We start from the raw sequence: 15,024 nt of genomic DNA on the forward strand, positions 1-15,024 counted from the left end.
TATATTAATATGAATTACCTTCATAACTGATTGAAGGTAATGGTAAACCACCGCCTGTTTCAGGCATATTTTCAATAGGAGCCGGATTCTCAATACTTGATCCCAGTAATGCTAACCATATCCCTATCATTATGATTGGATACACGACTATTTTAAACATCGGTAGTTTTCTCCTTTATCAAAATGAAGTTTCACACCATCCTACGTACAATTTTAATTATTGTTTATGCTCTATATGCCCTGCTGTTTTTTCATAATATAGTGCCATGATTCTTTATAATCCGAAATAAACATTTCCTTATAAAGGAACATAGTCTATTGGTCCTCGTAGGTCAATGCAAAATCCAACAAGTCCCGAAAAATAACAAAAAAATCCATCTATTAACGTAAAAGAAGGGCGTATGACTCACGGAAGTACGCCCTTCACTCCTACTAGCTATACGACAAGCGCTCACATCTTACCGATCGTGCTATCGTCTCCAATCTCTTCATGATGATCGATCGTATACTGAACGATCTCTTCTACTGTGGTATAGGCTACGCCCACATACGTATCGGCGGCGCCATAGTAAATAGCAATGCGACCCGTCCCTGCATCATGTAGCGTAGCGCATGGGAATACAACATTCGCTACAAAGCCTCGTTCCTCGTACCATTCTTCCGGCGTGAGTACAAATGTCGATGCACGATATTTAACGCGAGATGGTTCATCACGATCCAGAATAACAGCGCCCATGCTATAGACGAGTCCATTGCAGGTACCCGTTACACCGTGATAGAACATCAGCCAACCTTCGCTCGTCTCAATCGGTGCCGGACCGCCGCCGATTTTCACAGCCTGCCACCAGCCCTGGCCGCCCTTCGCCATCACATGGCGGTGCTTACCCCAGTGCACCAGATCCGGGCTTTCGCTTACAAACACATCGCCAAATGGAGTATGTCCGCTATCGCTCGGACGCGATAGCATCAGGAATTTATCATTAATCTTGCGCGGAAACAGCACACCATTGCGGTTAAACGGCAAGAACGGATTTTCAAGACGAGTAAACGTTTGGAAGTCCTTCGTGCTGGCAAAGCCAATAGCAGCACCGTAAAAGTCAGTACACCAGATCACATAGTACGTATCCTCTACACGCACGACACGCGGATCGTAGGCATAATTTGGCTGAAAGGATTCGCCCTGCTCATCGACAAAGTTAATGCGTTCTTCTTCAATCTGCCAGCTCAATCCATCCTCACTCCAGCCGAGATGAAGATGCGGACGTCCATTCGTCGTCTCAGCGCGAAATACACCGACAAATCGACCCTCATAAGGCACAACCGCACTGTTGAAAATACGGGCTACCCCTTTGACTGGATTGCGTTTAATTACTGGATTATCACTATGGCGCCAGACCGGGAACTCATAGCCCTCCGGCTTGTTTTGCCACGGCAGATTAGGTAGTGCTTCACCGATAATATGGATACGTTGTGTAAGATTAGTCATTATGATGCTCTCTCCTGTCTCTATAAAAGATGAGTTTGGTATAGCGGTTGAATAATTGTTGAGTCATCTCAATCCTATGCTGGTAGCGCTGAAGTTAACGAATAGCAGCTTCAGGTGATCTCATTTGTCTACTTATAGCAACTTCAGTCGATCTCACTTATCCATATGTCCAAACAAGGTTGGAACAGCCGATTACTTGACCGAACCGTTCGTAAAGCCGTTATAAATGTACTTTTGCAAAATCAAGAAAATGATCAAGGTCGGAATTATCGCAATCATAATGCCAGCGCATATGACCTCCCATTGCGAGCCATACGGCCCTTTAAACTTGAATAACGCGGTCGATATGACCTGTAAGCCGGATTTGGGCATGTACAGAAATGGCGTATAGAAATCGTTATAAATATTAACGCCCTTCACGATAATGACTGTTACAATCGCTGGCTTGAGCAGAGGTAGAATGATTTTCCAGTAGATCGTAAAATACGATGCTCCATCTAGCATGGCGGATTCATCCAGTGCAGTGGAGATCGAATCAAGAAATTGCAAGAAAATATAGACCGCGATAATATCCGTTCCCAGATATAAAATAATCGCTGCCCAGCGTGTATTCACCAGATCCAATGCATTGACGATCTGAAATGTCGCTACCTGTGTCGTTACGCTTGGAATGAGCGTTGCCAGCAGGAATGCCGCCATAATCAGCTTACTGCCACGGAATTTAAAACGATTGAGTACAAAGGCAATCATCGAGCCGAGCAAGGTCGCGCCAACGATAGATACCACCAGAATAAAGGCGGTATTGCCAAAGCCAAGTAGCATTTTGCCATCGACAAAGGCTTTCGTGTAATTGCTAAAGTTGAACCAGTTGGTTGGCGGCATTAGCGGGCTGGTTGCCGCATATTCCTGCTTTGTTTTGAAGGAAGCAAAAAAGACGACGATGATTGGCAGCAGTGCAGCCAGCGCACCGAGGATCAGGGAAGCGTATTTGAGAAATGACATCGTTGAGTATTTGAGTGTATGCATAAGTTAACGATCCTCCTTGATCAGGGTGCGCTGTAGAAGCGTGACGAGAATGACGATAAATAGCAGCACAACTGCCAGTGCCGAAGCCAGTCCCAGCTTGCTGTATTTGAACGCCAGATTAATCGTCTGAATAACAAAGGTTTCACTGCCATTCGAGCCATCCACCATAATGTATGGAATATCAAAGGCACTAATCGCACCACTGATTGCCAGAATGATATTCAGCTGCACGATCTTTTGAATACTTGGCAAAATAATATGACGGAACTGATGCCAGCGATTCGCTCCATCAATGTCTGCCGCTTCATACACATCTCGGTCAATCGAGGAGATCGCACCGAGGAAAATGATAAAGTTAAAGCCCATATAGCGCCATACCGATGCTCCGGCAAGCGAATAGTTAATAATATTCGGATTCCCCAGCCATAGCTGTACATACTGACCTAAGCCCAGTGCGTGTAGCAGCGTATCGAGCGTACCATCTGGACGGAAAAAGAATAAGAAAATAAAGCCAATCGCGACTCCATTCAGCATGTAGGGGAAAAACAGCACACCCTTGAATAGATTTTTGAAGCGAACGCTAAAGCTAAGAATCGTTGCAAAATAAAGCGCCAAGCCCATCTGTACAAAGGTAGCAAAGAAATAGTACAGACTCACCTTAAATACCGAAAAATACTCTGGCTCGGTGAAGATGCGGGTGTAATTTTTGAAGCCGATATAATCCATATGCTTGCTGTAGCCATTCCAATCGGTAAAGCTGTATTTGAACATATTGATTACAGGCAAGTACGAGAACACAATTAGCAATAATAGCGGCAATGCCGAGAAACCAACGATAATAAACTTGCGCTGGTTTGCATAACTAAGATTAGAAAATTTCAACTTCACGACCTCCAGCCTGGCTCACATGTGCATGCACAGGCAGACGGAAAGAACGGAAAAGGGCGGAACGCCCTCTCCGTCATGCTCCGCTGCTCGTAGCCGTTTTATTGTGCAACCGCTGCTCTGGCTTTTGTCCATGCCTCATTCAGCGATTTCATAATGTCATCGTACGATTCATTCGTATTCCCGATTGCCGCTTCGATGATGCGCTTTTTGAAGTCAGGCTGCCACAGACCGATTTCGCCTTCTTTATCGATCTTATCGACAAGTCCCTCTTCACCAGCTTTGGCAGGCGTGATCGTTTTAAATTCAACGCCATCCTTTTCGTACTCCTTCAAAATCGCAGGCAATGCTGCACCTTTCGCCGGGCTGATGCTGCCCGCCTGCTCTACCGCATAATTAGACTTATTCGTAAACCAGTCCACCCATGCACGTGCAGCCGCTTTGTTTTCACTATTCACATTAATCGCCAGATTATAGTCAGCCGCGAGCGGTACAATCACCTTGGACGCATCGGTTGGGAATGGCATAAAGCCGATGTCATCCTTGTTCGTTGCCAGCCCTTTTACCTGATCGATTGCCCAGGAGCCGAGCACCATCGTGGCAATCTTGCCGTTTGCTAGGTCGGCTTTGGAGGTTTCCCAATCGGTTGTCGTCGGGTCTTTTTCGATCAGACCATTTTTGGCAGCATCGTACATCACTTTGTACAGATCATAATGCGGCTGACCGGATACAAAGTTATCATTTGACGCAGGCTGCTTAATATTCACATAGTCTGGATCGCCAGCTACCGTTGTCAGATCGGCTTCCCACTGAGTCAGCGCCCAGCCAGAAGCATAATTTGTATAGAGCGGCACGGCCTGCGTCTTGGCTTTCACCTGCTGCAAGGCGGTCATGAATTGCTGAGGTGTTTTCGGGATTGTCGTAATGCCTGCTTGCTTGAATACGGCTTTGTTATAAATGATTCCCGAATATGTAATGGCCACCGGGATGCCGTACACCTGATTATCCACCATCCGTTCCTCAATGCCTGTATATTTCTCCTTCATTTCATCGTAGGAACCGAGCGGCTCGAAGAAATCAGGAATGTCCTTGATCGGGATACTGGTCGGAATGAGCAGTACATCTCCATAATCCTTCGTGCTCATCCGTACTTTGATCTGACCCTCGTAATCCGATAATGCTTCAAAGTTAACCTTTACATCCGGATACAGCTTTTCAAATTCCTTGGCGTAATCTTGAAAGACCGTATCTACGATATCTGTTCGTTGTGTAATGACTGTAATCTCGCCAGCAATCTTAGTTGGATCATTATCAGCTTCTGAGCTACTGCTACTGCTACCGCACCCGCTAAGGAGCGAAGTGGCGAGAACAGCGGCTACTGCACCGATTATCCATTTGCGCATTTTCATATTAATCCCCTTTCCTATGCTGTTACTTAATTTAAACTAATCGATTAGGTTACAAATGGATTCTATAATGATAGCGCTTTCTAGTCAATATCTATTTTGCATCTTTATTTATGATCCCTTTCGTTCTGCTTCTTTATTTTTCAATTGACATTCCTTTTACAGTGTTATTATATTGGATTATAAAGTAAACGATAAAGTTATGAATGAGGGTGTGCTAGTGACAATCCTATCAACCGAGCAACTACGCGCTGAAATCAAGCAGGAATGGCTGGAGCATATCCTTCCCTTCTGGATGAAGCTCAGAGATGAGCAGTATGGTGGATACTATGGAGAAGTGAATTATGAGCTGGAGCATAGGCGTGACTATCCGAAGGGTGGCATCGCTACGGCGCGATTACTCTGGTCGTTCGCAGCTGCTTATCGAGTGACTGGCGATCCACAGCTTGCCGAGCATGCGCATCATGCGTATCGCTTTTTAACCGGAGCGCTGATGGATGAGCAGCATCAAGGAATCTACTGGTCGGTCGATTATACAGGTCAGCCACTGGATACACGTAAGCATGTATACAATCAGGCTTTTGCGGTTTATGCGCTCAGCGAATACTATCGTGCTACTGCGGTAGAAGCTGCACGGGAGCAGGCGATCACCTTGTTTCATTTGATCGAAACGACGGGGTATGATGCGACTATCGGAGCGTATCGGGAGGAATTTGACCGCTTCTGGCAGGAGCAGCCAAATGAGATGCTCAGTGAAAATGGCGTGATCGCGGATATTACGATGAATACGCATATTCATGTATTGGAAGCCTATACGACACTTTACCGAATCTGGCCGAACGCCGAGGTTAAGGCTGCATTGGAACGTCTGCTGCTTATTTTGCGAGAGCATATGTATGATGAGCAGAAGCGCCGTTTGAATGTATTTTTCGATCGGAATTGGAATTCGTTAATCGATCTCACGTCATTTGGACATGATATTGAAGCAAGCTGGCTGATCGATGATGCGATGTGTGTGATCGATGGTGAGCAGCCCTCCTATGTGGATATGGTCATAGGTCTGGCTAATCGCATAGCAGAATATGCTATTCAAGCGGATGGCTCACTCATGAACGAGCAAGAGCAGGAGCATATCGACACGACACGCATCTGGTGGGTACAGGCCGAAGCGATGGTTGGATTCTACAATGCGTATCAGCGTACCGGCGATCCCGCTTTTCTGGAAAAGGTTGCTGGACTATGGAGCTATACTCGTAACTATATGATTGATTCACGCCCGGGTAGCGAGTGGTTCTGGTCAGTTGGAGATGACGGGCAACCCGGCACACGCGAGATTGCCGGCATGTGGAAATGCCCTTATCATAACAGTCGCTTTTGTATTGAACTTCTAGAGAGGATGAATGAGCAATGATTCATGAGCAATATGCTGTCTATGCAGCCAGACAAAAGGAACTGATCGAGCGTAGTAATGGAGTGGATTCATCATTTTATAATGGTATCTATGAGCGGTATCGTTATCCTGTACTCACACGCCATCATGTGCCGGTGCACTGGCGCTTTGATTTGAATAAAGAGACGAATCCGTTATTTCTGGAGCGACTTGGGGTCAATGCAGCGCTGAATCCAGGTGCGATTTATCATGAAGGGAAGTATATTCTCGTCTCGCGTACAGAAGGATTGGATCGTAAATCCTTTTTTGCACTGGCGGAGAGTGACAATGGAATCGATGGGTTCCACTTTGTCGGCAAGCCGCTCGTCTGGGACGATATCGATCCAAATGAAACGAATATGTATGATATGCGACTCGTCAAGCATGAGGATGGCTGGATCTATGGCATCTACTGCTCCGAGCAAAAAGATCCGACAGCACCAGCGCATGATACGTCGAGCGCAGTTGCACAGGCAGGTCTGGTACGTACCCGTGATCTGAAAACATGGGAGCGTCTGCCTAATATTACGACGTCCTCCCCTCAGCAGCGCAATGTCGTGCTACATCCTGAATTCGTTAATGGTCAATATGCCTTCTATACTCGTCCACAGGATGGCTTCATCTCTACCGGCTCTGGCGGCGGCATTGCGTTCGGCTACTGCGAGGATATTACGAATCCAGTTATCGATCATGAAACGGTCATTGATGAGCGCCGTTATCATACCGTCTATGAAACGAAAAATGGTCAGGGCCCCGCTCCGATCAAAACAGATCGCGGCTGGATTCATATCGCCCATGGGGTGCGTAATACAGCCGCAGGTTTGCGCTATGTGCTGTATGTGTTTGTAACGAGTCTGGATAATCCAGCTGAGATTATCGCGAAGCCAGGTGGACATTTTATCGCTCCCTATGATGCCGAGCGTGTTGGCGATGTGTCGAATGTCATTTTCTGCAATGGTGCGGTGGTGAACGAGCAGGGTCAGGTGTTCATTTATTATGCATCCAGTGATACCCGGATTCATGTGGCAACGACAACGATTGAGCGACTGGTTGATTATGCCTTCCATACGCCTGCTGATCCACTGCGTTCACTTGATTGTGCAAAGCAACGGGGCGAGCTGATTGAGCGTAACGAGCAGCTACTTGCCTCCACTCTTGCTCCGGCTGAATAGGATGCTTGCCGTACCGTAAGTCGCCATCTCTTTATTAGTAGATAGCGAAACGTTATACTGTTGTTATTATCGCAAGCGTTGAACGGCATACGCACTGCTCTGGATCTATTCCAGTAAGCGATACGTATGCCTGGCTGCGGACGGCAGTTAACCTAGACAAGCCCAGGAGATGAGAAATGAATAAAAATATCACCATGCGCGATATTGCCCTGAAAATGGGAGTTAGTAGTGTTACCGTATCCAAGGCATTAAACGATAAGGATGGCGTGAGCGATGAGCTAAAAGAAAAGATCAAGCTTGCTGCCTGGGAGATGGGCTACCGGATCAATTCGGTTGCCAAATCGATGCGTGAAGGGCTTACGTATAATGTAGGCGTTATCATCCCCGAGCGATTTACCGATACGACACAAACCTTTTACCTGCGTTTGTATCAGGAGATTGCAGTCGCTCTCCAGCAGCATAATTATTATGGCATCCTGCACATTTTAAGTCGTCAGGACGAGGCTCAGCTTAATCTGCCTCGTATCTATCATGAGCAAAAGGTCGATGGCTTTATTATGCTCGGTCAGGTGAGCAAGGAATATATCGAGATTATCGAGCAGATTGAGCAGCCGAAAATGTTTCTCGACTTTTATGATGAGCATTCCGATATCGATGCGATCATCACAGATAACTTTTACGGTGCTTATGAGCTGACCAATTCACTGATTCGTCAGGGACACCGTGATATCGCTTATGTCGGCAATCTGTACTCTACTAGTAGTATTCAAGATCGCTTTCTCGGCTACTACAAATCGTTACTGGAGCATCGTTTAGAGCTGAAGCCACAGTGGATTGTAAGCGACCGCGATGAGCAGGGCACCTTTCTGGAGCTAGAGTTGCCCGATCCGATGCCGTCTGCCTTCGTATGCAACTGCGATCAGGTTGCGCACCTGCTCTTACAAAAGCTGCAAGCTAAAGGCTACAGCGTACCCGCAGACTGCTCTGTCGTCGGGTTCGATAATGATATCTATGCCACTTTATCCGAGCCCCATCTGACTACCGTAGAGGTCGATATTCACCAGATGGCATTTACAGCTGTCCAATCAATGATCAAAAAAATCCGCTCACCCGAAACCCGTTTCGGTCGCGTACTCGTTCAAGGCAAAATCATCTATCGCAACTCTGTACAATCATTACTGTAAGCTATAGACCGTACATCTTTATTTAAAAACCATCTGCCCTCCCGATTACAAACGTAGTCGGCAGGTGCAGTTTCAATGGATGGAAAAATAGCATCATGTATATCCGTTAAAAGCATACAGATTCTAGAAGCACAAAGATTATAAAAGCTCAAAGCTGTACAAGCCCAGAAATGAAGATCATTCAACTTAAAAACGCGGCCTGCTTGATGAGGAGTCGCTATATTTTTCAACGCTTTTTACTGTATAATATTTCTTTTATTTATATAAAATGGGTTAAATTCGAACTCATTCTATTTTGCAATCTGGATTTTTGATTGTCCACGTTCAAAGTTTAATTTTCTTACCACCCTAGCATGATTTTAGCCTTGCGAAGCGCATGGCTGGCCAGCCTGTTTGCACTATGCATATGCAGCGCTGCCGCAGGTTAAAATAAATAAAACCAACAACCGGAGGCTGATGTATGAAAAAGCGATTAAGCAAGGGAATACTGTCGACCTTAGTGTTTATGTTAGCGATGTATGGATGGGCTGGACTGACTGGTCAAGCTTCAGCTGCTACAGGTTTTTATGTAAGCGGTACCAAATTATACGACTCTACAGGCAAGCCATTTGTGATGCGTGGTGTGAATCATTCCCACACCTGGTTCAAAAATGACCTGAATGCAGCGATCCCTGCAATTGCCAAAACAGGCGCCAACACGGTACGTATCGTATTATCGAATGGCGTGCAGTACACCAGAGATGATGTAAACTCCGTCAAAAATATCATCTCTCTCGTCAACCAGAACAAAATGATCGCAGTACTGGAGGTTCATGATGCAACAGGCAAGGACGATTACGCTTCGCTCGATGCCGCAATCAACTACTGGATCAGCATCAAGGATGCGCTGATCGGTAAAGAGGATCGCGTTATCGTCAATATTGCCAACGAATGGTATGGCACATGGAATGGAAGCGCATGGGCAGATGGCTACAAACAGGCGATTCCAAAGCTCCGTAATGCGGGTATAAAAAATACGCTGATTGTTGACGCAGCCGGCTGGGGTCAATATCCACAATCGATCGTTGATTATGGACAAAGTGTATTTGCAGCGGATTCGTTAAAAAATACGGTTTTCTCGATCCATATGTATGAGTATGCAGGTGGAACCGATGCGATGGTCAAAGCCAACATGGAGGGCGTACTCAATAAAGGTCTGCCACTGATCATTGGTGAATTTGGCGGACAGCACACAAATGGAGACGTGGATGAGCTGGCGATCATGCGTTACGGACAACAAAAAGGAGTAGGCTGGCTCGCCTGGTCCTGGTACGGCAACAATAGTGATCTGAGTTATCTCGATCTAGCGACAGGTCCAAATGGTAGCCTGACCACGTTTGGTAATACGGTGGTAAATGACACCAACGGTATCAAAGCCACCTCCAAAAAAGCAGGTATTTTCCAGTAAATCGATAACCTGATCAAGCTGAACTGGGATGTTGTATCAAAATATATCGATCTTGCTGAACGCTGTAGCATTTAAAATAGATCGATCCTATAAAGCAGTAGCTACGATATAAATCGACGCAAATCGAGAGTCATCGCTTGAAAATAGCGGTGGCTCTTTGTCTTTGTGTTGGAATTTCGTTATGATGGATCATAATCAACGCAGACAACACCGAATCGGCAGGCTATAATAAGAGAGATTGGTTTACGAATTCCATCTTTGTTGCGGATCAAAGGAGGTTTATAATGAATATCCATCTATTGGATGCCAGTCATGCGGAGGCGTATCGGAAGCTACGACTGGAAGCACTGGAGCAATACCCGGAAGCGTTTGCTTCGAGCTATGAAGAAGAATCAGCATGGCCGATTGATCGCTTTCATAAGCGTTTAAGTGCAGAGGATAAATTCACACTTGGCGCATGGCTGGATGAGCTATTGATCGGTACAGTCACACTCATTCCAGAGCAAAAATCCAAGCTCAAGCATCGAGCGAACATCGTAGCGATGTATGTACGTCCAGAGCATCGCGGCTCCGGCATCGGTCGTCGGTTGCTTGAGCAGGCCATCGATCTAGCACGTGAGCTGGGCGGAATTGAGCAAATCTATCTGTCCGTGATGGCTCATAATGAGCCGGCAAAGCGTCTATACATGGCGCTCGGCTTTGAAGCCTACGGCAAAGATTGGCGTGCGCTTAAAATCGATGATGCTTATCACGATGAGGAGCTTATGGTAATGTTTCTCTAATCTGCATTTGTCTTAGATTCCTATCAAGATGATGGCAAGCAGCCAAAAGAACAGTATTGTTGACTTGAAACAGATCGTAGACATAGCTCCAATGTGACATGCCGTATTGCTGGGCGCAGGAATGCGGCTTCACATGGCACGATACCGTCGTACATAAATACAATTTGAGCGTTTAATCGATATCGGTGTTGGATTGTATACAGGATAGTGAACAAGTATGGTTAAGCGCTGGAACGTGTAATGGAACAGAACATATTACCGTATAAAATGACCTTGTAGTTCTTGTAGTTCTTGTAGTTCTTGTAGTTCTTGTAGTTCTTGTAGTTCTTGTAGTTCTTGTAGTTCTTGTAGTTCTTGTAGTTCTTGTAGTTCTTGTAGTTCTTGTAGTTCTTCTTAGCTCTTTTTAGCGCTCCTACTCTTCCTAATTCTTATCATTTATATAGTCTCCCCTACTTACTTCTTCTCAACTTGCTTCATCTGTTTACTCTACTCTTCTCTTCTCTACTTCCCCCTCTTCATCCAACTTCATTCATACACTCACACACTCGCCTTCATAACTGCAAAATTCCGCATTCCATATTATCTCCTACCCTTTCACTCATCCCTACTTCATTTCTGCTAAATCATTCCCCTTATTAAATTTCCTATATATTATATATTTGTATGTTATATGGAAAATCACTAATTTCCACATGAATTTATCTGTAATTTTTTAGGTGTTATTTAAATAATTAGTATGATATTTTATAAATCAGAAAGCGCTTTCAATATTAAAAATAACGATGCCAAAGGAGAATATGATGACTAAACGCAGGTACAAAGCTTGGTTTTCCTTCACTATGGCTACCGCACTGTTACTCTCTCTTCTTCCTGCTTCTTTCACCTCCGCAGCGAGCGTGGAAGAAACGGATCAGCCGCAAACTGCTGTCGCTGCTGCGGCTAACATGCAGTCTTATGTCGATGCAATGCAGCCGGGCTGGAATCTGGGGAACTCACTCGACTCTGTCGGTGCAGATGAAACGGCATGGGGCAATCCGCGTGTCACGCAATCCCTGATCAAACAAATCGCCGCGCAGGGCTACAAAAGTATTCGTATTCCTGTAACCTGGGATTCCCACATCGGTGCTGCTCCTAACTATACCATCGATGCTACCTACTTGAATCGTGTGGAAGAAGTCGTGAACTGGGCATTGAATGAGAATCTGTACGTCATGATCAATGTGCACCACGACTCCTGGGTATGGATTAGTAAAATGGAATCTCAGCACGATGCGACACTGGCACGTTATAATGCCGTCTGGACGCAAATCGCGAATCGCTTCAAAAATACATCCACCAAGCTGATGTTTGAAAGTGTGAACGAGCCTCGCTTCACAGATGGTGGTACAACGGATGAAGGCAAGCAGCAACAGCTACTCGATGAGCTGAATGTGTCCTTCCACAGCATTTTGCGTAGCTCCGGTGGGCAAAATGCGACACGTCCACTCGTCCTGTCCACACTCGAAGCATCGCCAACACAGACTCGTATGACGGCGCTATACAATACAATGACCAGGCTGAATGATAGCAACCTGATCGCCACTGTGCATTACTACGGCTTCTGGCCATTTAGCGTCAACATCGCTGGTTATACCAAATTCAATAGCGAGGTACAGCAGGATGTAACGACTACATTTGATAATGTGTATAACACCTTTACTGCGCGTGGCATTCCAGTCATTCTGGGCGAATATGGTTTGCTCGGATTTGATAAAAGCACCGGTGTGATCGAGCAAGGCGAGAAGCTGAAGTTTTTCGAGTATCTCGGCTATTACACCAAGCAAAAGAAAATCGCTACGATGCTGTGGGACAATGGACAGCATTTTGGACGCACTAGCTTCCAATGGTCAGACCCAGAGCTGTTCAATATGATTAAAACAAGCTGGAATACACGCTCCGCGACTGCGGATAGCGATCTAATTTACCTGAAAAAAGGAGCAACTGTGACAGATAAACAGATTAATCTGAATCTGAATGGCAATCAGTTCTCCTCCCTGAGTGCAGGCAATACGGTACTGCAACAAGGGACAGACTATACGATGAACGGTAATGTACTCACGATCAAGGCAAGCCAGCTTTCCAAGCTTACAGCTTCCGGTCAGCTCGGTACAGCAGCTACATTAACAGCTAAGTTTAACAAGGGTGTGGACTGGAAGTTCAAGGTTATTCTGTACTCTACACCAAAACTGTCGAGCACACAGGGCACAACAAGCTCGTTCAGCATCCCAACTACATTTAACGGTGATCAGCTGGCGACGATGGAAGCGACCTATGCTAACGGCGGCAACGCTGGCCCACAAAACTGGACATCCTACAAAGAGTTCGAAACAACCTTTAGTCCAAATTACAGCGGCAACTCGATCAAGCTCCAGCCTGCCCTGTTTAACGAAACACAGGACGGTGTCGTTAACCTGAAATTCTACTTCTGGAGTGGTGAAACCGTGACGTATAAAATCACAAAAAACGGTAGCAACGTAACCGGAACCGCTTCTTAATTCGATTATGCTAAAAAAAGCTCGCACCCGTCAGATTCGATGGGTGCGAGCTTTTTGCAATGCTAGCAGGTGATCATGGTAGACGTTAGCGCAATTACAGGGAATCCGCTTCCAGCTCAATCTGCTGTACCGTTTTCACCATTCCACCAAAGCCTCGTGACGCCTGTGCGATAAACGACAATACGGTATCACTCCAACCATATACATAGAAGGTATTCAGATCCTCCGGTGGTGTCATCGCGCTACGATAAGGTGCGATATCGATAATGAACGCTTTCGCATCCCGATTGACACTATGACGATACGTTTGCAGTTCTCTATAAAATGGACTACCTGTATTTTGCTGCTCATCCGTAATCATAATGATCTGGTCAACCTTGTACTTTTGACGGATCAGCTCGCGCACTGGCGCTCCTGTATCTGTACCGCCACGTGCATGAATGCGTTCGGCTTGCTTCATAATACTCTCATTATGGGAAGGACAGGCATCCTGTACCAGTGTATCAAATGTCCAGAATAGCGAGTTACCGCTCGTTTTTTTATACAGCGCAAGTGCAAAGATCGAGCCGGTCTGCAAATATTCTCCACTCATCGAACCGGAAATATCGAGAAAAATAGCCGTTCGTCCTGGCATGCTTGGCAAATTATTAAAGCTTAGCTCTACCGCCTCGGCAAGAATATCACGCAGCTCTGGCAGCTCCATCTCACGGTAGGCACGTGCAAAGCGGAATGGTAAAATTTTCGCCTTACGCAATGCTTCAATATCGTGCAAACGAGAACGGATATAGTCAATATGTTGTGTTTTCAGCTTGCGTGCTTTGTGTGTACCTGTCCCGTTGAATACACCCTGACGATGCAATGCATTCAGATGACGTAGCAGTGCAAAAGCAGGCATTTGCTGCATGAGTTCAATCCAAACGCGTCGGCTCGGTTGAAGTGTGCTTGTGACCGTTTCGTAGGGTAGCTTACCTGCACGAATCTGTTGCAGGCGTTCCTCGTCTGTTTTTGCCTGTTTGAGCTGTTCCAGTGCTTGTAGCTGTGGAAAGCCTGTCAAATCGGCGTTCTGTCCGCATAAATAGCGATATAGCTGGCGTTGCTGCTCATTCTGCGGCTTTGGATGGGCAGTCGCGATGACATCGCCAAGACTGAAGCCACGACCGCGACCATTGTATTTGAGCGCCCAGTATTCGCTAACTCCAGCTAGGAAACGGTTCACCTGACGCTTCACCGCACGTCCTCCCTGTCCACGTCCCATCCCACGTAAAATGGTCAGAAAATCAGCCAGATCCGACGGAATACGCACAACGCGGTCAAATACAGCGGCAAATAGATCAGGACGTGCTTTGGACAATAATGCTAATCCGAATAAGGGCTGCATCCGCATAAAGCCTTCGTTACGAGCAAATACTAATGCACGTGCCATAAACTCGGCATCCAGCTCCAGCATCATCTCATGCATGCTACGGGCTTCAGCAATAAGCTGATTGCTATCCGCATAAAATGTATTGGCAAATGTATTGGTCATCAGGAGCTGAATGTACTCCTCTTCTACGCTGCGATTGTAAGCTTTATACCCTTCACGGTTAGAGATGGATGGGGTTGGACGGTCGAATAATTTTTTAGCCTGGCTCATGATCGTTCCTCCTTTTTTACGGGTGTTGGATTGGTTCGTT

The 15,024-nt window shown here is 46.0% G+C and carries 12 protein-coding genes; 6 read left to right on the top strand and 6 right to left on the bottom strand.

Annotation, left to right across the window (positions count from 1 at the left end; translation table 11 throughout):
* Positions 1-4: 4 nt before the first annotated feature.
* The 5 genes from IEX62_RS08385 to IEX62_RS08405 all read right to left on the bottom strand — a co-directional run bounded on the left by IEX62_RS08385 (position 5) and on the right by IEX62_RS08405 (position 4,806).
* Positions 5-160, bottom strand: coding sequence for a hypothetical protein (locus IEX62_RS08385; protein WP_188774973.1), 156 nt, complete (start codon positions 158-160; stop codon positions 5-7).
* Between the two features lie 291 nt (positions 161-451).
* The gene (locus IEX62_RS08390; RefSeq protein WP_188774974.1) at positions 452-1,486 is read right to left on the bottom strand and encodes a glycoside hydrolase family 130 protein; all 1,035 of its coding nucleotides are present in this window, start codon (positions 1,484-1,486) and stop codon (positions 452-454) included.
* A gap of 192 nt (positions 1,487-1,678) precedes the next feature.
* Positions 1,679-2,512 (bottom strand): carbohydrate ABC transporter permease, encoded by an 834-nt coding sequence (locus IEX62_RS08395; RefSeq protein ID WP_188774975.1) that lies wholly within the window; start codon positions 2,510-2,512, stop codon positions 1,679-1,681.
* A 3-nt stretch (positions 2,513-2,515) separates the two neighbouring features.
* On the bottom strand, positions 2,516-3,394 hold the full coding sequence (locus IEX62_RS08400; protein WP_188774976.1) for a carbohydrate ABC transporter permease: 879 nt from the start codon (positions 3,392-3,394) through the stop codon (positions 2,516-2,518).
* Between the two features lie 104 nt (positions 3,395-3,498).
* Positions 3,499-4,806, bottom strand: a complete 1,308-nt coding sequence (locus IEX62_RS08405; RefSeq protein WP_188774977.1) for an ABC transporter substrate-binding protein — start codon at positions 4,804-4,806, stop codon at positions 3,499-3,501.
* Between the two features lie 292 nt (positions 4,807-5,098).
* On the opposite strand from IEX62_RS08405, the gene IEX62_RS08410 reads away from it, so the two are divergent.
* From IEX62_RS08410 to IEX62_RS08435, 6 genes are all read left to right on the top strand, one after another.
* Positions 5,099-6,214, top strand: a complete 1,116-nt coding sequence (locus IEX62_RS08410; RefSeq protein ID WP_229685695.1) for an AGE family epimerase/isomerase — start codon at positions 5,099-5,101, stop codon at positions 6,212-6,214.
* Entirely contained in the window at positions 6,211-7,404 is a 1,194-nt protein-coding gene (locus IEX62_RS08415) for a glycoside hydrolase family 130 protein (protein WP_188774978.1), read from the top strand. Before IEX62_RS08410 ends, IEX62_RS08415 begins: the two co-directional genes overlap by 4 nt.
* A gap of 176 nt (positions 7,405-7,580) precedes the next feature.
* The gene (locus IEX62_RS08420) at positions 7,581-8,588 is read left to right on the top strand and encodes a substrate-binding domain-containing protein (RefSeq protein ID WP_188774979.1); all 1,008 of its coding nucleotides are present in this window, start codon (positions 7,581-7,583) and stop codon (positions 8,586-8,588) included.
* Positions 8,589-9,048: 460 nt separating this feature from the next.
* On the top strand, positions 9,049-10,035 hold the full coding sequence (locus tag IEX62_RS08425; RefSeq protein WP_188774980.1) for a glycoside hydrolase family 5 protein: 987 nt from the start codon (positions 9,049-9,051) through the stop codon (positions 10,033-10,035).
* Positions 10,036-10,319: 284 nt separating this feature from the next.
* Positions 10,320-10,817: a GNAT family N-acetyltransferase gene (locus IEX62_RS08430; protein ID WP_188774981.1), complete on the top strand. Its 498-nt coding sequence runs from the start codon at positions 10,320-10,322 to the stop codon at positions 10,815-10,817.
* 800 nt (positions 10,818-11,617) lie between these two features.
* A complete protein-coding gene (locus IEX62_RS08435; RefSeq protein ID WP_188774982.1) occupies positions 11,618-13,351 on the top strand; it encodes a cellulase family glycosylhydrolase in 1,734 nt (577 codons plus the stop codon).
* 94 nt (positions 13,352-13,445) lie between these two features.
* Here the strand turns inward: IEX62_RS08435 and IEX62_RS08440 are convergent, their stop codons facing one another.
* Entirely contained in the window at positions 13,446-14,984 is a 1,539-nt protein-coding gene (locus tag IEX62_RS08440; protein WP_188774983.1) for a TROVE domain-containing protein, read from the bottom strand.
* Between the last annotated feature and the right edge of the window lie 40 nt (positions 14,985-15,024).

Origin of the sequence: Paenibacillus hunanensis, assembly GCF_014645615.1 — a bacterium.
Taxonomy (GTDB): domain Bacteria; phylum Bacillota; class Bacilli; order Paenibacillales; family Paenibacillaceae; genus Saccharibacillus; species Saccharibacillus hunanensis.

Bases quoted from the DNA above. Each gene is read 5' to 3' on its own strand.
- IEX62_RS08385 (WP_188774973.1), bottom strand. From the start codon at position 160: ATGTTTAAAATAGTCGTGTATCCAATCATAATGATAGGGATATGGTTA.
- IEX62_RS08390 (WP_188774974.1), bottom strand. From the start codon at position 1,486: ATGACTAATCTTACACAACGTATCCATATTATCGGTGAAGCACTACCT.
- IEX62_RS08395 (WP_188774975.1), bottom strand. From the start codon at position 2,512: ATGCATACACTCAAATACTCAACGATGTCATTTCTCAAATACGCTTCC.
- IEX62_RS08405 (WP_188774977.1), bottom strand. From the start codon at position 4,806: ATGAAAATGCGCAAATGGATAATCGGTGCAGTAGCCGCTGTTCTCGCC.
- IEX62_RS08410 (WP_229685695.1), top strand. From the start codon at position 5,099: ATGAAGCTCAGAGATGAGCAGTATGGTGGATACTATGGAGAAGTGAAT.
- IEX62_RS08415 (WP_188774978.1), top strand. From the start codon at position 6,211: ATGATTCATGAGCAATATGCTGTCTATGCAGCCAGACAAAAGGAACTG.
- IEX62_RS08420 (WP_188774979.1), top strand. From the start codon at position 7,581: ATGAATAAAAATATCACCATGCGCGATATTGCCCTGAAAATGGGAGTT.
- IEX62_RS08425 (WP_188774980.1), top strand. From the start codon at position 9,049: ATGAAAAAGCGATTAAGCAAGGGAATACTGTCGACCTTAGTGTTTATG.
- IEX62_RS08430 (WP_188774981.1), top strand. From the start codon at position 10,320: ATGAATATCCATCTATTGGATGCCAGTCATGCGGAGGCGTATCGGAAG.
- IEX62_RS08435 (WP_188774982.1), top strand. From the start codon at position 11,618: ATGACTAAACGCAGGTACAAAGCTTGGTTTTCCTTCACTATGGCTACC.
- IEX62_RS08440 (WP_188774983.1), bottom strand. From the start codon at position 14,984: ATGAGCCAGGCTAAAAAATTATTCGACCGTCCAACCCCATCCATCTCT.